This is a genomic window from Ruegeria meonggei, from assembly GCF_900172215.1.
Classification (GTDB): domain Bacteria; phylum Pseudomonadota; class Alphaproteobacteria; order Rhodobacterales; family Rhodobacteraceae; genus Ruegeria; species Ruegeria meonggei.
Genome location: NZ_FWFP01000005.1, coordinates 21,892 through 42,638, shown reverse-complemented (window position 1 = coordinate 42,638; position 20,747 = coordinate 21,892). Strand labels below are relative to the sequence as shown.

Here is a 20,747-nt window from a genome sequence, read left to right as displayed (position 1 = left end):
CATGTCCTCGCGCGCGCTCCGCCAACCCGTCAGTCTGCGATTGACGTCGAACATTTTCCTGGCTCTTTGGTGCCTGATCGCGGCCTTCCCGATCTTCTGGATCGTGGTGATGAGCTTCAAGTCACCGGTCGATGCGTTCGACAGCAATGCGCTGAACGTGATTTTTGGGCCTGCCACGCTGGGCGTCGGCAAGGGTCTGTCGCTGCTCGACATTATTCTGGGTATTGCGGTCATCTGGGGCACAATTCTTGCAGCCACCAAGCCTTTACCCTCAATGGTAAAATCCTACTCCAAACCCGGGCAGGAGTGGTTCGGCTGGCTGGCTGGCGTAGTGGTTCTTTTGGTGGGGTTCCTGCTGGTCTTTTTTGTCATCCTGCCAGTTGTCCTGAACGTCTTGAATCCGCTGTTTGGCCCCCTCGGGCGGGACATTCTTGGCCTGACGACCGAGCACTACAAGACGGTCTGGATCGACCGGGGCTTTTCGAACAACTTCAAGAACTCGCTGATCGTAACGACGGGTGTGGTGACCGTATCCCTGACGGTTGGAACGTTGGCAGGCTATGGCCTGGCGCGCTCGGGTTCAACTTTGGCCTTCTGGATACTGATCGTGGCTCTGGTCTTTCGTGCGCTGCCGCATTCAGTGCTGGTGGCGGGCTATCTGCCGGTCTTCATCAACTCGGCCGAATGGCTGGCCCCGATCCTGGGTGAGAACGCGCCGACACTTTACGGCAAACCCTTTGCGGTGATCGCCGTTCTGGTGGCGATCAACCAGCCCTTCACCATCTGGATGTTGCGCTCGTTCTTCCAGAACATTCCGGCCGAGCTGGATGAGGCCGCCCGCGTCGATGGCTGCAGCCATTTCCAGGCCTTTCGTCGGGTGATCATGCCGGTGATGTGGCCGGGGGTCATCACGACGGGGCTGTTCAGTTTCCTGCTGGCCTATAACGACTTTCTTGTCACGGCGTTGCTGCTGGACGCGCAGAACCAGACGATGGTTCCGGCCATCGTCGGCATGTTCAACCGCGAGACGACAACAACCGATCAAGTAGTGGCGGTGGCCGCTGCCGTGTCGATCACCGCACCGTTGATCTTTCTTGTTCTGATCTTCCAGCGCCAGATCGTCAGTGGTCTGACCGCCGGGGCGGTCAAAGGCTGATGAGCAACAATGCCCGACATAACGCCATGTCGCGCCATCCGGCGCTGAACAGGATGCCAAGGGACTTTCTGAGTGTTTGGCGCGCACGTCCCAACTCCTCCTCCCTTGGCAACCTGAAAGGATAGAAAGATGAAAGGTTCCCGCCCGGAACAAGCGGTCCTGACCCGCGACACGGACATGAGTAAAACCGAAGACACACGCCGCGTGATCGAAACCATGGTCGACGGTCTGAACGACCATCGCATTGATGACATCGGCGAGTTCTTCTCGGACGGGTTCCGGTGGCTGGGCAATCAGGGCTGCGGCACTAAAACGGGCCTGAAAGAGTTTCAGGAGAATTGGCAGCGCCCGTTTCAGGCTGCATTTTCGGATAAGACCTGCATTGATGAAGCTCGCCTGTATATGGGCGAGTGGGCCGCGGCCTTTGGTCGGCAGGAGGCCACTCATTCAGGCGAATTTCTCGGCATCGCGCCCACCGGTAAACGGGTTGAAATCCGGTACATGGACTTCTGGAAAGTGGTCGATGGCAAAATCGTCGACAATTGGGTGAATGTCGATTTCGCCCATGTTGCCGCTCAGCTGGGCGTCGATCTGTTCAACGGAGAAGGCTGGGAAACCTATGACCGGGGTGAGAAAACGCCGCCCCATCCGCAAACTGAGGGTTAAGACAATGGCTATTGAGTATCTCAAACGCGGCAAATCCGACGCGGACCGGGCGCAAGACGACGCCAAAACCCGCGCTGTGGTAGAAGATGCGCTGAAAGATATCGAAACCCGCGGAGACGCCGCGGTGCGAGCGATGAGCGAAAATTTCGACAAGTATTCACCGGCGTCTTTCCGGCTGTCGCAGGTTGAGATTGACGATCTGATCAGCCAGCTTACCGACCGCGAACTGGCCGATATCAAATTCGCTCAGGAACAGGTGCGCAACTTTGCACAGGCCCAGCGGGATTCGATGCTGGATATTGAGGTCGAGACCTTGCCGGGCGTGATCCTGGGCCACAAGAACATCCCGGTTCAGTCCGTAGGCTGCTATGTCCCCGGTGGTAAGTTCCCGATGGTGGCCTCGGCGCATATGTCGGTGGCTACGGCCTCGGTCGCCGGGGTACCGCGCATCATCGCCTGTACGCCGCCGTTCAACGGCAAACCCAATGCAGCGGTGATTGCTGCCATGCATCTGGGTGGCGCGCATGAAATCTATGTGATGGGCGGCATTCAGGCCATCGGTGCCATGGCGCTGGGGACTGAAACGATTGATCCGGTGCACATGTTGGTGGGTCCGGGCAACGCCTTTGTTGCCGAAGCCAAGCGCCAGCTGTTTGGACGTGTGGGTATCGACCTTTTTGCCGGCCCGACCGAGACCATGGTGATCGCCGATGAAACCGCCGCCGATGCCGAGCTGTGTGCGACCGATCTGCTGGGTCAGGCCGAGCATGGCTATAACAGCCCCTGCGTGCTGTTGACCAACTCGCGCAAGTTGGCCGTAGACACATTGTCCGAGGTCGACCGGCTGCTGGGTATTCTGCCAACCGCGGGCACCGCGAAAGTCTCTTGGGACGAATATGGTGAGGTGATTGTCTGCGACACCTATGACGAGATGCTGCAGGTGGCCGATGACATCGCATCCGAGCATGTCCAGGTGATGACTGATCGCGACGACTGGTTCCTTGAGAACATGACCTGTTATGGCGCGCTGTTCCTTGGTCCTCGCACCAACGTGTCAAACGGCGACAAGGTGATCGGCACCAACCATACGCTGCCGACGAAGAAAGCGGGTCGTTATACCGGTGGGCTTTGGGTCGGTAAATACCTGAAGACGCACAGCTATCAGAAGGTGTTGACCGATGAGGCGGCGACGCTGATCGGTGAATACGGATCACGCCTGTGTCTGCTGGAAGGCTTCGTCGGCCATGCCGAGCAGTGCAATATCCGGGTTCGTCGCTATGGCGGGATCAATGTGCCCTACGGCGCACCGGCACCCTATCGGGACGCCGCTGAATGACCGACAGGCACACCCATCACAAGTCTCTGATGGTGCCGCTTCGGGCTGCGATGTATGACTTTGATAAGGATAGTGTGTGCGCAGCATTGGCAGAGATCAGCGCCCCGGATGCCGTGTTTCGCCTGTGTTACCCGTTTGGGGACACCGCTGGCAGTGAGGCGCATTTTGACACCGCTTACGCAGGGTTGCTGACCGCTTGGCCGGATCTTGAGCGCCGGGACTATATCGTGATGGCCGGCCCCGATGAACACGGGGCTGATTGGGTCGGGTGCGGTGGCTATTACACCGGCACCTTCACCGGTCCCTGGTTGGATATCCCGCCGACCGGCCATCAGGTTACCATGCGGTTTCACGAATTCTACCGGTTCGAAAATGACCAGGTGGTTGAGATGCAGGCCCTATGGGACATCCCAGAGGTGATGATGCAGGCGGGTGCCTGGCCGATGGCACCAAGTCTTGGGCGGGAATGGCATGTGCCAGGCCCGGCGACGCAAGACGGGCTGGTGCTGGGTCCTTATGATGCGACCCGGGGGCAGGCAACCTGTCAGCACATTATCGACATGCTTGAGCATCTGAAAAAGCACCCCGCGCAAGGGGGGCCAAAGGTGATGGAGCTAGAGCGGTTCTGGCACCCCCGGATGAATTGGTACGGCCCCTCGGGGATCGGCACCGGGCGTGGCATTTCGGGATTTCGCAACTGGCATCAGATTCCGTTCCTGAACGGAATGCCGGATCGGGGGCAATATGTCGAAGACATCACCTATCACTTCTTTGGCGACGGCGATTATGCGGGCGTGACTGGCTGGCCGGACATGATCCAGTCCGTCACCCATGATGGGTGGATGGGTATCGCGCCATCGGGCAAGCGTATCACCATGCGCAGTCTTGACTTCTGGCGGGTGGAAAACGGCAAAATCCGCGAGAACTGGGTGCTGGTTGATCTTCTGGATGCCTATGCGCAACTGGGCGTTGACGTTTTCGCCCGTCTGCGAGAATTCAATAAGGCCCGCAACATGGGCCGTATTGAAATACCGGATGGAATGAGCTGATGACTGACCTGCCCCGCACCCCTTCGTTTTCCCTGACCGGCAAAACCGCGCTGGTTACCGGCGCGTCTTCGGGCATCGGGCAGGGTTGCGCCGTAGCTCTGGCCGAGGCCGGGGCCCATGTCGTTTGCATGGCACGCGGGGCGGATCGGCTGCAAGAAACGGTTGCTGCGCTGCAGGCGCAGGGCTGGTCGACCGAGGCGCAGGTCGTTGATCAGGGCAATCTTGGGGCAATGCGTTCTCTGTTCGACGGGCGCGTCTTTGACGTGGTGGTGAATTCCGCGGGCACCGCGCGCCACAGCCCCGCCATTGAAACCAAGCCCGAAGATTTCGACGCGGTTACAGATATCAACCTGCGCGCGGCCTACTTTCTGTCCGCCTATGCGGCCAAGGCTTTGATCATGGCAGGCAAGCGCGGCTCGATCATTCATATCTCAAGCCAGATGGGCCATGTGGGCGGTGTAGACCGGGCGCTTTATTGCGCGACCAAACATGGGCTTGAGGGCATGGTCAAAGCTATGGCGATCGAATGGGGCAAACAGGGTATCCGTATCAATACGGTTTGCCCGACTTTCATCCGGACCCCTCTGACGCAGGCCACATTCGATGACCCCGAACGGGCCGCATGGATCATGGACAAGATCAAGCTGGACCGCGTGGGCGAGGTCGAAGACATCATGGGCGCGGTCCGCTATCTGGCCTCGGATGCCTCGGCGCTTGTGACCGGTACCTCGATGTTGATTGACGGGGGGTGGACGGCAGACTGATGGCCGAGAAAGTCACATCCCTTCAGGTTGCACAGCTGGCGGGTGTCAGCCAATCGGCAGTCAGCCGGGTGTTTACCCCCGGCGCATCGGTCAGCAAAAAGACCGAAGACAAGGTGCGCAAAGCCGCTACCCAGCTGGGCTATCGCCCAAATGTTCTGGCCCGGGCGATGGTGTCGGGCAAAAGCCGGATCATCGGTCTGGTGGTCGGATATCTGGACAATTACTTTTATCCCGAAGCGCTTGAGAAACTGTCCAACGCCTTGCAGGAACAGGGCTATCACGTCCTGATCTTCATGGCCTCGCGGTCGGCCGGAAATATCGACGACGTGATGGAGGAAATCCTCGACTACCAAGTAGACGGCGTCATTCTGGCTTCGGTGCCGATGTCGTCGGACATTGCGATGCGCTGTCAGCAGGCGGGTGTTCCTGTCGTTCTTTTCAACCGCAGCCAGGATATGGACGGCATCACCACGGTCACGTCCGACAACTATGCTGGGGGCCGAAAAGTGGCCGAGTTCTTGGTGGCCGGTGGGCATCGACAGATCGCCTATATCGCCGGCTGGCAGGGGGCATCGACCCAGCGCGACCGCGAGGCCGGGTTCCGGGCAGCGCTGGGCGAGGCTGGCCAGGACCTGTTCCGTCACGATGTTGGCGAGTTTCACACCGAAGACGCCCGTGCCGCTGCGCGCCGGGTGTTTGATGTAGCCCCGGATGACAGGCCCGATGCGGTGTTTGTCGCCAATGACCACATGGCATTTGCGGTCATGGATGTGATCCGGTTCGAGCTGGGCCTGCGCATCCCCGAGGATGTTTCGGTAGTGGGTTATGACGACGTACCGCCTGCCGGGTGGCCGGCCTATAACCTGACAACGATCCGGCAACGGGCGAACCTGATGGTGGCCGAAACCGTAGCCGCGCTTTTTGAACATATCGATACCCCGGCCACGGCCAAACCGCGGAAAGTGGCCATTGATGGGCCGCTGGTCGTGCGGACTTCGGCCCGGTTGCCCAAGGGGTGGACACCACAAAGGACAAACACATGAAGGGCTTTGATCCTAAATTCCGGGATTTTCCCGACTATATAATCGGGATCACCAAAGAGATCTGGGAAGACCGGGGTATTTCAACTCTGCATGAATACTATGCGCCCGACATCGTTGTGCGGATGCCGGGCAGCGTCTCGACCGGAAACCAGGGTGTGATCGGGGCCACGATGGCGACACTGGCCGAGTTTCCCGACCGAACCCTGCTGGGCGAGGATGTGATCTGGTCCGGCACCCCGGAAGAGGGCATGTTGTCCAGCCACCGCATCATGTCGACCGCCACCCATCTTGGTGATGGTCTGTTCGGCAAAGCCACGGGCGCAAAGCTTTGCTATCGTATTCTGGCCGACTGCCATGCCCGAAATAACGCCATTGATGACGAATGGCTGATCCGCGACAACAGCGCCGTGGTCCGTCAAATGGGCTGGGATCCAAAAGAATTCACCCGCGATCTGATAGCCCGCGAAGGCGGTCCGGACCACTGCGTTAAGCCGCTGACCCCCGACAATGACCTACCCGGGCCTTATGTTGGGCGCGGCAATGACAATGAATGGGGACAGCGCCACGCCGATCTGCTGACAAGAATGATGGGCGCGGAAATGGGTGCGGTCGAGCGCGCATATGATCGCGCGGTTCAGACCGAATACCCCGGCGGCGCGACCGGTCATGGCCGCGATCCGGTTGACCGGTTCTGGATGTCGCTGCGTGCGGCAATGCCCAGCGCCACCTTCACCATCCATCACCAGATCGGGCGCGATGATCCGAACATGCCGCCCCGATCTGCCATTCGCTGGAGCCTGCACGGAACCCATGACGGTTGGGGGGCGTTTGGCGTGCCAACAGGGGCCGAGCTTTATGTTCTGGGCATCAGCCACGCCGAATGGGGTGAGCTGATCGGCGGCGATATCAGGCTGCGCCGGGAATGGACCCTGTTTGACGAAACAGCGATCTGGAAACAGCTTGTTTTGGCGACCGGGGATGTGTGATGCCTCAGGTGCCTGAACACCTTAATTCCAGCGAGGGCGCGCGGCGATATCATTGTCACCGCGCCTCCTTGCGGGCTAGGCGGCTGAACAACAGGCCTCCAGGGGCAACGGGTTGATACCCCCTGTTGCACCATCAACCCGTAAGGAGATTTCCATGAGCACCATTGAACAACGCATTGTCCGCTACGGCGAACTTAGACCCTGCAAGACCGCCTTTATCGACGCCCATACGCCGGGCAGTGACCAGAAAGAGAACTTTACCATCATTGGCGGCGGGGTGTCTGAATCACCCGACCAGCACGTCCATATCACCGACAAGATCGGCTTTAACATTGGCGCCGCAGGCCAGCCGCCGAATTGCCGCAACTCATTGCACAGCCACACCACGGCCGAGGTGTTCTTTGTCGCCAAAGGTCGCTGGCGGTTCTTCTGGGGCCGCTATGGCACGGCGGGTGAGTTCATTGCCGAGGAAGGCGATATCTTCAACATTCCCACCGGTATCTTCCGCGGGTTCGAAAACGTGGGCCAGGACTATGGGATGATCATGGCGATCCTGGGCGGCGACGATGCCGGCGGTGGCGTGACATGGGCGCCTCAGGTCATCGAGGACGCGCAGGCGCATGGACTGATGCTGGGTGACAATGGCGTGCTGTACGATTCGAAAAAGGGACAGGAGCTGCCGCATAACGTGCGTCCGATGCCTGTGCTGACTGAAGAAGAGCTGAAGACCTTCCCCGAAGTTCCGGTCGAAAGCGTCGTTGGAAAATACGTGGCCCGTTACTGGGACCTGATGGCGCTGGGCGCGACTAAACCTGCGCAGGTGATCGGAGAGGCAGGTGTGATCCGCGACAAACCGGGATTCGAAGTTGATTTCCTGACCCGCGGTTCCGCCGTGGTGGACCCTATCGGCGCTGAAAAACCTGTGGTTCTGATGCCAGCCAGCGGACATTGGCGCATCTCCGTCGATGGTTACGAGGCAATCTTGTCCGGTGGTGACACCGCTCTGGTTCTGCCGGGCGAGACCTACAGCGTCGCGCCGTCGATGACGGGTCAGGCTGGGCTGTACCGGATCATTGCCACAGATGACGCGGCTGGGGCGACCTGGGCCGGATGACCGTCGATCCCGACGATACCCGCGCTGTTTATGAACGGCAGGCTGCTGCCTATGACGCACAGCGCTCTCGGGTCCTGTTCGAAGCGCGCTGGCTGGCGCGCTTCACCGCCAGCCTGAAACCCGGTGATCACCTTCTGGATCTGGGGTGCGGGACCGGCGAACCCATTGCTCGATGGTTCAAGGCCGAAGGGTTTATTGTCACCGGTGTCGATTTCTCCGAAGCCATGCTCAATATCGCGCGGACCCGCTGGCCAGACGGCGATTGGCGTCAGGCGGATATGCGCGAATTCGATTTGGATCAGACCTTCGACGGGATCATCGCCTGGAACAGCTTTTTCCACCTGACGGCGGATGAACAAAAAGCCTGCATCGCCCGAATTGCGCGCCACTTGCGGCAGGGCGGTATGTTGATGTTGACCGTAGGCCCAAGCGCGGGTGTGGAACAAGGCACCGTCGGTGACGAGCAGGTGTATCACGCCTCTCTCTCACCTGCGGCCTACGCCGCCTGTCTGGAAGAAAACGGGATGATCATGACGGGATTTCTGGCCCAGGATCCCGAAACACAAAGCCATACTGTTCTGATGGCACGAAAGACTTAAGGAGGCACCATGCCCGTAAAGACAACACATGTAGGGTCTCTGCCGCGCACGCAGGACGTGGTGGATTTCATCTTTGCCCGTGAACGGGACGAGCCCTTTGACCAAGCGGCTTTCGACACCTGTATGACAACAGCCGTGTCCGAGACCGTTCGCAAACAGGTCGCAGCGGGCATTGATATCGTCAGCGATGGCGAGACCTCGAAGATTTCTTATGCCACCTACGTCAAGGACCGCTATACTGGTTTTTCGGGGGACAGCCCGCGCAATGCCCCTGCCGATCTGAAGATGTTCCCTGGCTTTTTGAAACGTCTGGCCGACGAAGGCGGCACGCCGCAATATGCGCGCCCGCAATGCACCGGCGAAGTTCGCCCAAAAGGTCAGGGTGAGCTTGAGACCGACATAGCCAACCTCAAGGCGGCAATGGCGGAACATGGGGCCACGCGCGGGTTCATGAATGCGGCGTCGCCTGGCGTGATTTCCCTGTTTCTGCAGAACGCTTTTTATCCAACCCGCGAGGCCTATCTGGCTGCGCTGGCCGACGCGATGAAGGCGGAATACGAGACGATCGTGGCAGCCGGGCTGGACCTGCAACTGGATTGCCCCGATCTTGCCCTGTCGCGCCATATGTTATTTGCCGATCTGTCAGACGAAGAATTTCTGCGCGTTGCCAACATGCATGTCGAGGCTCTGAATCACGCGCTGCAGAATGTGCCACAAGACCGGGTTCGGGTGCATATCTGCTGGGGCAACTATGAAGGGCCCCATTGCTGCGATATCGCCATGGACAAGGTGTTCAGCACGCTGATGGCAACAAATTCCCGCTATGTACTGTTTGAAACATCAAACCCGCGCCATGCCCATGAATGGGCGGTCTTCCGGGACCGCAAGCACGAGATCCCGGAGGACAAAGTTCTGGTTCCAGGCGTCGTCGACACCACGACCAATTTCGTTGAACACCCCGAACTTGTTGCACAGCGGATCACCCGGTTCACCGATATCGTCGGCGCCGACCGGGTGATAGCGGGCAGCGATTGTGGCTTTGGCACGTTTGCGGGCTTTGGTGCGGTCGACCCGGATATTGCCTATGCCAAACTGTCCTCGCTGGCTGAGGGCGCGCAACTGGCTGCCCAATGACGCCGCTGGTTCTTCTGCCCGGAATGATGTGTGATGCCCGGCTGTTCGGGCCGCAGATTGATGCCTTGTCGGGTGCCCGCCCGATCATGACCTTCCCTTTGTCAGGCCCTGACAATGTTCAGGAAATGGCCTCTGATTTGCTGCAAACGGCGCCTCCGGTCTTTGCGTTGGCCGGATTGTCGATGGGCGGGATTGTGGCGATGGAGGTCGTTCGGCAAGCACCCAACCGTGTCGAGAGGCTGGCCCTGATGGACACCAATCCGCTGGCTGAACGGGCGGAAGTCAAAGCGCGGCGCGCGCCGCAGATGGCGGCCGTACGCGCGGGGGGGCTGCGTCAGGTGATGCGGGATGAGATGAAGCCGAACTATCTGGCGGATGGCCCGCATCTTGGGGCTATTCTGGATCTGTGCATGCAAATGGCGACAGATCTTGGTGCCGAAGTATTCCTGCGCCAGTCCCAAGCCCTGATGGACCGCCCCGATCAGACGCAAACGCTTGCTGCTTATGCTGGTCCCACTTTGGTTCTGTGCGGCCGCGAAGACACGTTATGCCCGGTTGAGCGGCACGAGTTGATACACGGCCTTCTGCCCAACAGCGTGCTCAGCATCATTGATCATGCCGGGCACCTGCCCACCCTGGAACAACCCAACACAACAAACGCGGCACTGATCCGCTGGCTGGAGGCCTCATGACACCGTCCCTTCTGACCCTGTTGCGCAAGGTCGACACGCCCACGATCTGCAACGCCATTGAGGTGGCGCAAGGCAAACGCGGGTTCAATGCTTTTACACGCGGCACAATGCTGTGCTCAGCCCCGTCCGAGCCCGCCGTCGTCGGGTATGCCCGCACCGCAAAGATTGCAGCGGTTCACCCCCCGGCCGAGGCACCCGAGATCATCAAGGCGCGTCGCATGGCCTATTACAAGTATATGGCGGACGGCCCCGCGCCCTCGGTTGCGGTGATCGAAGATGTCGATTTCCCCAATTGCATCGGCGCCTATTGGGGCGAGATCAACACAACCGTTCACAAGGGGTTTGGCATGGCGGGCGCATTGACCGACGGTGTCATGCGCGATCTGGGCGACCTGCCGCAGGGCTTTCCGGTTGTCGCCGGGTCCGTCGGACCCAGCCATGGCTTTGTCCATGTGCGCGAGATTGATACGCCGGTTTCGGTCTTTGGCCTGACGGTAAACCCGGGCGATCTGATCCACGCGGACCGACATGGGGCGCTGGTGATACCCAAAGACCTCATCAACCAGCTGGAGGCAGCGATTCAAAAACTGCTGAGCACAGAGCGCATCGTTCTGGACGCGGCGTCGCAGCCCGGTTTTGATTTTGCGGCCTTTGAGGAGGCTTGGGGGATGTTTGAAAAATCGCGGGTCTGAATGCTCACTTTCAGGTTCCCGCGTGTCTAGGGTTACTTGCGTCGTACCGGATGGTCGTCGCGTTTCTCCTCAAGAACGGTTTGAAACAGGGCAGTCAGTTCTGCTTTTTCGATCATCGGACCTTTGCGTCCCGTGGACGTTTTTTGATTACCGGCTGCAAAACGGCGGTCAGCTTTGGTCGCCTTGAAGCGATTGAGAATTGATTTGATTGGCATCGTCAATTTCCTTCAACACTATAGCTTCCATCAATGTGTCACTGCGGGCCTGATCCGAACTCTTTGGGAGAGGGCTCCAGGATCAGTCATCCGTGAGTGGTGGCCCGCAGCGACATGGCGCATTTAGGCAAGACGAACGGTGTGGTTAGGGGGAAGAATCCGGCAATTCGCGTCATTTTTTAACCGGTCAGTCAAAAAAATGTTACCCAGCTGACGTTTACGTAAACTTCCTGACGTGTCATTTGCTTTTATGCGACGTAGCGTCACTATCCCGGGCCAACCGAATGGAGCCAGGCGGGCGGAAATCGCAAAGTCAAAAGGCCGTTCTGCCGCAGGATGGTCTTGATCCGACGCACCCCCTGACACAGTTGCACAGGAAACGCAGACAACCGATATCAATCGCTGATACCGTAAGTGTAGAAAATCTTGTCGGGGATTTGGTGCCCAGGAGAGGACTCGAACCTCCACGTCCATACGGACACTAGCACCTGAAGCTAGCGCGTCTACCAATTCCGCCACCTGGGCAGGTGTCGTGGAGGGGCGTTTAAGCCGACTGGCCGAGGGCGTCAACCAGATTCGGAAAGTTTCCTGAAAGTTTTTTGTTCCCCACCCGGCAGCCCTTTCAGTGCGCGGTTTTTTTCGCAGACGCGCGGCGTTATTGCGCCTTGTTTGCCGGAGCTTTGAGCGGTAAATCGGATCAGGACCCATCAGCAGGAGCCCTCTCATGTCCAAAATGGTCACGATTTACGGCGGATCGGGATTTGTCGGCCGGTATATCGCACGGCGAATGGCGAATGCAGGGTGGCGTGTGCGGGTTGCGGTGCGGCGCCCGAACGAGGCGATGTTCGTCAAACCATACGGTGTTGTCGGTCAGGTCGAACCCATTCTGTGCAACATCCGCGATGACGCGTCCGTCGCGGCAGCCATGCGCGGAGCGGATGCGGTGGTCAACTGCGTTGGTGTTCTGAACGAGCTTGGCAAAAACGCGTTTGATGCGGTGCAGGCCGACGGGGCCGAGCGGATCGCGCGGCTTGCGGCGGATCAGAAAATCGCACGAATGGTTCATATCTCGGCCATTGGTGCCGATGCAGAGTCTGTCAGTGCGTATTCCCGGACAAAGGCACAGGGTGAGGCCGGTGTTCTGGCCCATATGCCGGATGCGGTGATCCTGCGTCCTTCGGTCATTTTCGGGACCGAGGATCAGTTCTTTAACCGATTTGCCGGGATGACCCGGATGGGGCCGTTCCTGCCTCTGGTTGGGGCGGACACCAGGTTTCAACCGGTCTATGTAGATGACGTGGCCAAGGCTGCCGTTCAGGGCGCCCTGGGTAAGGCTGAGGCCGGCATCTATGAACTGGGCGGGCCCGAGGTTAAAACGTTCCGTGCGTTGATGGATCAGATGCTGGGGGTGATTTATCGCCGCCGCGTCATCATCGGGATTCCTTTCTTTGTAGCCCGGATCATGGCCGGGATGCTGGACATTGCGAAATTCGCCAGTTTTCAGCTGTTTCCGAACCACATTCTTACGCGGGACCAACTGAAGAACCTGCGCCGCGACAATGTAGTGTCTGAGGGCGCAAAAGGGTTTGACGATCTGGGGATCGAGCCTGCGACTTTGGAATCCATCTTGCCCGACTATCTGTGGAAATTCCGCCCCTCGGGTCAGTATGACGACATCCAGAATTCAGCCAACAATCTGCGGACCTGATCAGGTGTAGGCGATCCCCAGCAGGATCGCGCCCAATATCACACGATAGATAACATAGGGCGTAAAACTGACGCTACGCAGCAGGCGCATCATCAGATGCAAGGCGAGCAGCGCAGAGAGAAAGGCGAACAGCGCGGCGATGGCGCCATCAATGGCCAGCTGTGCGTTTGCCTCGTGGATCACTTCGGCCGACAGCAGCACTCCGGACGCCAAAATCGGCGGGATGGACATTAGCATCGCAATCCGGGCCCCGTCTTCGCGCGAATATCCAAGCTGCCGCGCTCCGGTGATGGTAATGCCGGATCGGGATGTGCCCGGTATCAGCGCCAGAACCTGCCACAGACCCATGATCAGCGCATCGCGCGGCCCCCAGTCGTCGGCCTCTTTGGTCTGGGCGCCTTTTTGGTCCATCCAGTACAACAGCAGCCCAAATCCCAGCATTGTCCAGCCGATTACGGTCATGGATCGCAGAGATTGGCTTAGCCCGGATTTGAACAGGATGGTCCCGACAATCACCGTGGGGATTGTCGCAATGATCAGCCCCATCGCCAAACGCGCCTGTGGTGTATCGGTTTTCCCGATCAAGGCCTGCGGCAGGCCCGCAATCGCCAGTTTCACGTCCGACCAGAAATACAGGACCACCGCGCCCAGCGTGCCGACATGCACTGCCACATCGATGGCCAGCCCCTGGTCGTCCAACCCGGTCAGGGCGGGCAGTAGGATCAGATGACCGGATGAGGAAATCGGCAAAAACTCAGTGATACCCTGAATGACCGCCGCAAGAATCAACTGGAGAAAACTCATATCACTGCCCGTGCTGCCGTCACGTGTTCTTTGTGTTCAATGGGTATAAGTGTGGTGCCGAAAAGGAAAGCGCACATATAGGTCCGATTCGGTACTAAAAACGTCGAAATTTTCCGTATGGTTGGTCGCGTGACCCAAAGTTTTTGAAATTAGGTCAGTATATTTGACTTTTCATTCGACTATTCATCCCTTAAAGAAACGCGACCAAGCCAATTCATGGAGTCCGACCCGTGGCCAAGCAACCGATGCTGAAATTTGTGCAGATCGACCGCGTCATGCCGGAAAAGCGTGCCGCCGGTGACCGCAAGGAAGACTTTGACGAAATCTATGCCGAATACGCGGCAGAAAAAGCAGCTGAGCAAGCCAGTCGCTGCAGCCAGTGCGGCGTGCCCTATTGCCAATCGCATTGCCCATTGCACAATAATATCCCTGATTGGCTTAACCTGACGGCGACCGGTCGCCTGGAAGAGGCCTATCAGACCAGCCAGGCAACCAACACGTTCCCCGAGATCTGTGGCCGCATCTGCCCGCAGGACCGCCTGTGCGAAGGCAACTGCGTAATCGAACAATCTGGTCATGGCACGGTCACAATCGGCTCGATTGAGAAATACATCACCGATACCGCCTGGGACAAAGGCTGGGTCAAACCCGTCTCGCCCGGAGCGGAACGGCCGGAAAGCGTTGGCATCATCGGCGGCGGACCCGGTGGTCTGGCCGCGGCGGATTTGTTGCGTCGTGCAGGCATTCAGGTCACCGTCTATGACCGCCACGACCGCGCAGGTGGTCTGTTGATGTACGGCATTCCGGGATTCAAACTGGAAAAAGATGTCGTGCAGCGCCGCAATGACCTGCTGGCGGATGGCGGCGTCACGTTTGAGCTGAACTGCGATGTCGATGCCGCCAGGTTCGCGGATATTCGTGCCAAGCATGACGCCGTGATCATTGCGACGGGTGTGTATAAATCGCGCGATCTGTCCATGCCGGGCAGCGGCTTGAGCGGAATTGAGAAAGCGATCGACTTCCTGACCGCCTCAAACCGCAAGAGCTTTGGTGATGAGGTTGAAGATTTTGACAATGGTCGCCTGAACGCCGAAGGCAAAAAGGTGGTTGTGATCGGTGGCGGTGATACCGCGATGGACTGTGTGCGCACCTCGATCCGTCAGGGCGCGACTTCGGTCAAATGCCTGTATCGTCGCGACCGGGCCAACATGCCCGGTTCACAGCGCGAAACGCAAAACGCCGAGGAAGAAGGAGTGGTGTTCGAATGGCTCAGCACACCCAAGGGTTTCACAGGTGACGGCACGGTTGCAGGTGTGATGGTGCAGAAGATGCGTCTGGGTCAACCTGATGCGTCTGGCCGACAGGCCCCCGAAGTGATCGAGGGCGCTGATTATGTAGAGGACGCCGATCTGGTGATCAAAGCGCTGGGATTCGAACCCGAAGACTTGCCTACCCTATTTGGTCAGCCTGATCTGCCGGTCACCCGTTGGGGCACCGTCAAGGCTGCCTTCCAGACCGGCGAGACCGAGATGGACGGCGTTTATGCCATCGGCGACATCGTGCGTGGTGCGTCTCTGGTTGTATGGGCCATCCGCGACGGGCGCGATTGCGCGGATGCGATCATCGACCGGCTCAACACCAAAGCAGCCGTAGCGGCCGAGTAACCCCATAGCCCAGCGACAGGAGGGTCAGGAATGACCGAATTGCAAGGCCAATGCATGTGTGGCGCGGTCACGGTGACCGCCACCCCGGCGCGGGATGCGCTGGGCGCGTGCCATTGCGATCAGTGCCGCCGCTGGACCAGCTCGATGCTGGTGACCTTTCAGGCCGAGCCCGGATATGCTGCACTTGGTCCGGTCAAGGTGTTCACTTCGTCCGACTGGGCCGAGCGCGCCTTTTGCGCCGAGTGCGGATCGGCGCTGTGGTACCGGATCACTCTGCCCGGTGAAATGCACGGACATACGCAGATAGCCGCCGGCTTGTTTGACAATGGCGCAGGCCATTCACTGCAACTGGAATTATTTATCGACAAAAAGCCCGACGGGTACGCGTTCGCAGGCGAGCGCCGGCAGATGACCACAGCCGAGGTCGAAGCCATGTATGCCCTGCCGGAAGAAGGAGACAGCCAATGACCAAATATGATGCCGATTGGGTACGGGCCGAAGAAGCCAAACGTCAGTTCATGGCCGAAAACGGTCTCTATTCCGAGGAAGAAGAACATTCTTCGTGCGGGGTCGGCCTTGTTGTGTCTGTTGATGGCAAGGCCTCGCGCAAGGTGGTCAATGCTGGGATCGACGCGCTGAAGGCGATCTGGCATCGCGGTGCCGTGGATGCGGATGGCAAAACCGGCGATGGCGCGGGTATCCACGTTCAGATCCCGGTGCCGTTCTTTTATGACCAGATCCGCCGCACCGGGCACGAGCCCAACATGGACGAACTGATCGCCGTGGGCCAGGTGTTCCTGCCCCGCACCGATTTCGGTGCGCAGGAACAATGCCGGACGATCGTGGAAACCGAAGTTCTGCGCATGGGCTATTACATCTATGGCTGGCGGCACGTACCGGTCGATGTGACCTGCCTGGGTGAAAAGGCCAACGCGACCCGGCCCGAGATCGAACAGATTCTGATCTCGAACTCCAAGGGTGTGGACGAAGAAACCTTTGAGCGCGAGCTTTACGTCATTCGCCGCCGTATTGAAAAAGCCGCTGCGGCTGCCGGAATTTCGGGGCTGTACCTGGCATCTCTGTCTTGCCGGTCGATCATCTACAAGGGCATGATGCTGGCGGAACAGGTGGCGGTATTCTACCCCGACCTGATGGACGAACGGTTTGAATCCGCGTTCGCAATTTATCACCAGCGCTATTCCACGAATACCTTCCCGCAATGGTGGTTGGCACAGCCGTTCCGCATGTTGGCCCATAACGGTGAGATCAATACGCTCAAAGGCAACACCAACTGGATGAAGAGCCATGAGATCCGCATGGCCAGCGCAACCTTTGGCGACCATGCCGAGGATATCAAACCGATCATCGCCGGGGGATCTTCAGATTCAGCCGCATTAGACTCGGTTTTTGAAGTTCTGGTACGCGCGGGGCGGTCTGCGCCGATGGCGAAAACCATGCTGGTGCCTGAAAGCTGGTCAAAGCAGGCGGTGGAATTGCCGCAGGCCTGGCGCGATATGTATTCCTATTGCAACTCGGTGATGGAGCCATGGGATGGCCCTGCGGCGCTGGCGATGACCGATGGACGCTGGGTTTGCGCGGGTCTGGACCGGAACGGGTTGCGCCCGATGCGGTACGTAGTGACCGGCGATGGTTTGGTGATCGCTGGATCCGAGGCGGGAATGGTGCCGATTGACGAGGCCAGTGTGACGGAAAAAGGCGCTCTGGGTCCCGGTCAGATGCTGGCCGTGGACATGAAAAAGGGCAAACTGTTCCGCGACAAGCAGATCAAGAACAAACTGGCGCGCGCCCTGCCCTTTGGCGAATGGGTCGGCAAGATCAACGATCTGGACGATTCGCTTGCGGGCGTGACCGAAACGCCGAAATTCACCGGCGAAGAGTTGCGCAAGCGTCAGATTGCGGCGGGCTATTCGATTGAAGAGCTTGAACAGATTCTGGCCCCAATGGCAGAGGACGGCAAAGAGTCCCTGGCCTCGATGGGTGATGATACGCCCTCGGCGGTTTTGTCGAAACAGTACCGCCCGCTCAGCCATTTCTTCCGCCAAAACTTTAGCCAAGTGACTAACCCTCCCATCGACAGCCTGCGGGAATACCGCGTGATGTCGTTGAAAACGCGGTTTGGGAACCTGAAAAACGTGCTGGACGAAGACAGCAGTCAGACTGAGATCATCGTGTTGGGCAGCCCTTTTGTGGGCAACGCACAGTGGGACAAGCTGGTCGAAACGTTTGGTTCACCTTTGGCCGAAATTGATTGTAGTTTTGAAGCCGGTCGTGGTGCCCTGAGCGCTGCATTGGCCCGTATTAGAGCCGAAGCTGAAGAGGCAGTGCGATCTGGTGCCGGGCATCTGGTGCTGTCCGACATGAACTCAGGTGAAGGTCGGGTGGCGATACCGATGATCCTGGCGACCAGCGCGGTGCATTCGCATCTGACCCGTCAGGGTTTGCGGACGTTCTGTTCGCTGAACGTGCGGTCGGCTGAATGTGTGGACCCGCATTACTTTGCCGTGTTGATCGGTTGTGGCGCCACCGTGGTGAACGCTTATCTGGCCGAGGATTCGTTGGCCGATCGCATTGATCGTGGGTTGCTGGACGGCACCCTGACTGAAAATGTCGCGCGGTACCGCGATGCCATCGATCAAGGCTTGCTGAAGATCATGGCCAAGATGGGGATTTCGGTGATTTCGTCTTATCGCGGCGGCTTGAACTTTGAGGCCGTTGGCCTCAGCCGTGCCATGGTGGCTGAGTATTTCCCTGGTATGACCAGCCGGATTTCCGGCATCGGAGTCACTGGTATTCAGACCAAGGTCGAGGAAATTCACGCCAAGGGCTGGGACAGCGGTCTGGACGTCCTGCCTATTGGTGGCTTCTACAAGGCACGGAAATCGGGTGAGACCCACGCGTGGGAAGCGACCTCGATGCATATGATGCAAATGGCCTGTAACAGAGCCTCATATGAACTGTGGAAGCAGTATTCGGCCAAGATGCAATCGAACCCGCCGATCCACCTGCGCGATCTGATGGATTTCAAACCGCTGGGCAAGCCAGTGCCGATTGAAGAGGTCGAATCGATTACCTCGATCCGCAAACGCTTTGTGACGCCGGGCATGTCGCTGGGTGCGCTGTCGCCCGAGGCGCATAAGACGCTGAACGTGGCGATGAACCGGATCGGGGCAAAGTCCGACAGTGGCGAAGGCGGCGAAGATCCGGCGCATTTCGTACCGGAACCCAATGGCGACAACCCGTCTGCCAAGATCAAACAGGTGGCTTCGGGCCGGTTTGGGGTAACCGCCGAATACCTCAACCAGTGTGAAGAGCTGGAGATCAAGGTCGCCCAGGGTGCAAAACCCGGTGAGGGCGGACAGCTGCCCGGCATGAAGGTCACCGACCTGATCGCGCGTTTGCGGCATTCAACCAAGGGCGTGACGTTGATTTCACCACCGCCGCACCATGATATCTATTCGATCGAGGATCTGGCCCAGCTGATCTACGATCTGAAACAGATCAACCCACGCTGCAAGGTGACGGTCAAACTGGTGGCGTCATCGGGCGTCGGAACGATTGCCGCCGGCGTTGCCAAGGCCAAGGCAGATGTAATCCTGATTTCAGGCCACAATGGCGGCACTGGCGCATCGCCTGCGACCAGCATCAAATACGCTGGTCTGCCGTGGGAAATGGGCCTGACCGAGGCGCATCAGGTTCTGGCGATGAACAACCTGCGCGATCGCGTGACCCTGCGGACCGATGGCGGGCTTCGCACTGGTCGTGACATCGTCATGGCCGCGATGATGGGGGCCGAGGAATACGGCATCGGCACTGCCGCTTTGATCGCGATGGGTTGCATCATGGTGCGTCAGTGCCAGTCGAACACCTGCCCGGTTGGTGTTTGTACGCAGGATGAAAGCCTGCGTGCCAAGTTCACCGGCAATGCGGACAAGGTGGTCAACCTGATCACGTTCTACGCACAGGAAGTTCGCGAACTGTTGGCCAGCCTTGGCGCGCGGTCTATTGACGACATCATCGGGCGGGCCGATCTGCTGGCGCAGGTCAGCCGGGGTTCGGCACATCTGGACGACCTCGACCTCAATCCGCTGCTGATCACCGTCGATGGCGCGCATAACATTGTCTATAACCGCGACAAGGACCGGAATGCGGTGCCGGATACACTGGACGCTGAGATTGTCCGCGATGCGGCCCGGTTCCTGCGGGATGGCGAAAAGATGCAGCTGTCCTACGCGATCCAGAACACGCACCGGACTGTGGGGACACGTGTCTCCAGCCATATCGTGCAGAATTTCGGGATGCGGAACACGTTCCAATCGGATCACCTGCATGTAAAACTGCAGGGCTCTGCCGGTCAGTCGCTGGGCGCTTTCGCTGCCCCGGGGCTAAAGTTGGAAGTGTCAGGCGATGCCAACGATTATGTCGGCAAGGGCCTGTCGGGCGGCATGATCGTTGTGCGCCCGCCGCAGGTCAGCCCGCTGAAGGCGGATGACAACACCATCATTGGCAATACCGTTCTGTATGGTGCCACAGATGGCCACCTGTTTGCAGCCGGTCGCGCCGGCGAGCGGTTTGCGGTGCGCAACTCGGGCGCGAAGGTGGTGATTGAGGGCTGCGGCTCGAACGGGTGTGAATACATGACCGGCGGTGTGGCTGTGATTCTGGGCAGTATCGGTGCTAATTTTGGTGCGGGAATGACGGGCGGTATGGCTTATCTGTACGACCCCGACGGCAAGGCGCAGGCGCTGATGAACATGGAAACGCTGGTAACCTGCCCGGTGACCGTCGACCATTGGGAATCCCAGCTGAAGTCACTGGTCGAAATCCATCAGGCGGAAACCTTCAGCCGCAAGGCGGCAGACATTTTGCAGCATTGGGAGGTTGAGAAATCCCACTTCCTGCAGGTCTGCCCGAAAGAAATGCTGAACAAGCTCAGCCATCCACTGTCAAACGAAGCAACAGCAATTCCAGCTGAATAAACCGGCATTTCACCGATGATTCTAAAACCCGCGTGTCACAAAAAACACGCGGGTTTTAATGATTTTTTGCCAGTTTGGTTAGATTTCTTGCGTTTTTTCATAGATCGCGCCTAGCTATGGCCACAGTT

General features: G+C 58.7%; 18 protein-coding genes and 1 tRNA gene. 16 read left to right on the top strand and 3 right to left on the bottom strand.

What is annotated here, in order from left to right:
• Position 1: 1 nt before the first annotated feature.
• The 12 genes from RUM8411_RS09235 (at position 2) to RUM8411_RS09180 (ending at position 11,231) form a co-directional block, all read left to right on the top strand.
• Positions 2 to 1,156, top strand: a complete 1,155-nt coding sequence (locus RUM8411_RS09235) for a carbohydrate ABC transporter permease (RefSeq protein ID WP_085822417.1) — start codon at positions 2 to 4, stop codon at positions 1,154 to 1,156.
• A gap of 129 nt (positions 1,157 to 1,285) precedes the next feature.
• The gene (locus tag RUM8411_RS09230; protein WP_085822416.1) at positions 1,286 to 1,822 is read left to right on the top strand and encodes an ester cyclase; all 537 of its coding nucleotides are present in this window, start codon (positions 1,286 to 1,288) and stop codon (positions 1,820 to 1,822) included.
• Positions 1,823 to 1,826: 4 nt separating this feature from the next.
• Positions 1,827 to 3,158 (top strand): histidinol dehydrogenase, encoded by a 1,332-nt coding sequence (hisD, locus tag RUM8411_RS09225; protein WP_085822415.1) that lies wholly within the window; start codon positions 1,827 to 1,829, stop codon positions 3,156 to 3,158.
• Positions 3,155 to 4,207 (top strand): ester cyclase, encoded by a 1,053-nt coding sequence (locus tag RUM8411_RS09220; protein WP_085822414.1) that lies wholly within the window; start codon positions 3,155 to 3,157, stop codon positions 4,205 to 4,207. The genes hisD and RUM8411_RS09220 overlap by 4 nt, the downstream gene beginning before the upstream one ends.
• Entirely contained in the window at positions 4,207 to 4,971 is a 765-nt protein-coding gene (locus RUM8411_RS09215; RefSeq protein ID WP_085822413.1) for an SDR family NAD(P)-dependent oxidoreductase, read from the top strand. The genes RUM8411_RS09220 and RUM8411_RS09215 overlap by 1 nt, the downstream gene beginning before the upstream one ends.
• Positions 4,971 to 6,014, top strand: coding sequence for a LacI family DNA-binding transcriptional regulator (locus RUM8411_RS09210; protein ID WP_200818560.1), 1,044 nt, complete (start codon positions 4,971 to 4,973; stop codon positions 6,012 to 6,014). Before RUM8411_RS09215 ends, RUM8411_RS09210 begins: the two co-directional genes overlap by 1 nt.
• A complete protein-coding gene (locus tag RUM8411_RS09205) occupies positions 6,011 to 7,000 on the top strand; it encodes a nuclear transport factor 2 family protein (RefSeq protein ID WP_085822412.1) in 990 nt (329 codons plus the stop codon). The genes RUM8411_RS09210 and RUM8411_RS09205 overlap by 4 nt, the downstream gene beginning before the upstream one ends.
• A 154-nt stretch (positions 7,001 to 7,154) precedes the next feature.
• Positions 7,155 to 8,114, top strand: coding sequence for a cupin domain-containing protein (locus RUM8411_RS09200; RefSeq protein WP_085822411.1), 960 nt, complete (start codon positions 7,155 to 7,157; stop codon positions 8,112 to 8,114).
• Positions 8,111 to 8,713, top strand: coding sequence for a class I SAM-dependent DNA methyltransferase (locus RUM8411_RS09195; RefSeq protein WP_085822410.1), 603 nt, complete (start codon positions 8,111 to 8,113; stop codon positions 8,711 to 8,713). Before RUM8411_RS09200 ends, RUM8411_RS09195 begins: the two co-directional genes overlap by 4 nt.
• 9 nt (positions 8,714 to 8,722) lie before the next feature.
• Positions 8,723 to 9,847, top strand: a complete 1,125-nt coding sequence (locus tag RUM8411_RS09190; protein WP_085822409.1) for a cobalamin-independent methionine synthase II family protein — start codon at positions 8,723 to 8,725, stop codon at positions 9,845 to 9,847.
• Positions 9,844 to 10,539, top strand: coding sequence for an alpha/beta fold hydrolase (locus tag RUM8411_RS09185; protein ID WP_085822408.1), 696 nt, complete (start codon positions 9,844 to 9,846; stop codon positions 10,537 to 10,539). The genes RUM8411_RS09190 and RUM8411_RS09185 overlap by 4 nt, the downstream gene beginning before the upstream one ends.
• Complete coding sequence (locus tag RUM8411_RS09180) at positions 10,536 to 11,231, top strand: RraA family protein (RefSeq protein WP_085822407.1); 696 nt, start codon at positions 10,536 to 10,538, stop codon at positions 11,229 to 11,231. Before RUM8411_RS09185 ends, RUM8411_RS09180 begins: the two co-directional genes overlap by 4 nt.
• Before the next feature lie 32 nt (positions 11,232 to 11,263).
• Here the strand turns inward: RUM8411_RS09180 and RUM8411_RS09175 are convergent, their stop codons facing one another.
• Positions 11,264 to 11,446 carry a hypothetical protein gene (locus tag RUM8411_RS09175; protein ID WP_085822406.1) on the bottom strand — a complete coding sequence of 61 codons (183 nt, stop codon included), beginning with the start codon at positions 11,444 to 11,446 and terminating at the stop codon, positions 11,264 to 11,266.
• 438 nt (positions 11,447 to 11,884) lie between these two features.
• Positions 11,885 to 11,971: transfer RNA gene (locus tag RUM8411_RS09170), tRNA-Leu, on the bottom strand.
• A 199-nt stretch (positions 11,972 to 12,170) separates the two neighbouring features.
• Between RUM8411_RS09170 and RUM8411_RS09165 the strand changes: the two genes are divergently transcribed.
• Entirely contained in the window at positions 12,171 to 13,154 is a 984-nt protein-coding gene (locus RUM8411_RS09165; protein WP_085822405.1) for a complex I NDUFA9 subunit family protein, read from the top strand.
• Here the strand turns inward: RUM8411_RS09165 and RUM8411_RS09160 are convergent, their stop codons facing one another.
• Entirely contained in the window at positions 13,155 to 13,958 is an 804-nt protein-coding gene (locus RUM8411_RS09160) for an undecaprenyl-diphosphate phosphatase (RefSeq protein WP_085822404.1), read from the bottom strand.
• Between the two features lie 230 nt (positions 13,959 to 14,188).
• Between RUM8411_RS09160 and RUM8411_RS09155 the strand changes: the two genes are divergently transcribed.
• From RUM8411_RS09155 to gltB, 3 genes are read left to right on the top strand one after another with little or no spacing between them, the layout of a single operon-like run.
• Positions 14,189 to 15,622, top strand: coding sequence for an NAD(P)-dependent oxidoreductase (locus tag RUM8411_RS09155; protein WP_085822403.1), 1,434 nt, complete (start codon positions 14,189 to 14,191; stop codon positions 15,620 to 15,622).
• A gap of 30 nt (positions 15,623 to 15,652) precedes the next feature.
• Positions 15,653 to 16,090 (top strand): GFA family protein, encoded by a 438-nt coding sequence (locus RUM8411_RS09150; RefSeq protein ID WP_085822402.1) that lies wholly within the window; start codon positions 15,653 to 15,655, stop codon positions 16,088 to 16,090.
• Complete coding sequence (gltB, locus tag RUM8411_RS09145; RefSeq protein WP_085822401.1) at positions 16,087 to 20,619, top strand: glutamate synthase large subunit; 4,533 nt, start codon at positions 16,087 to 16,089, stop codon at positions 20,617 to 20,619. The genes RUM8411_RS09150 and gltB overlap by 4 nt, the downstream gene beginning before the upstream one ends.
• Positions 20,620 to 20,747 lie beyond the last annotated feature (128 nt).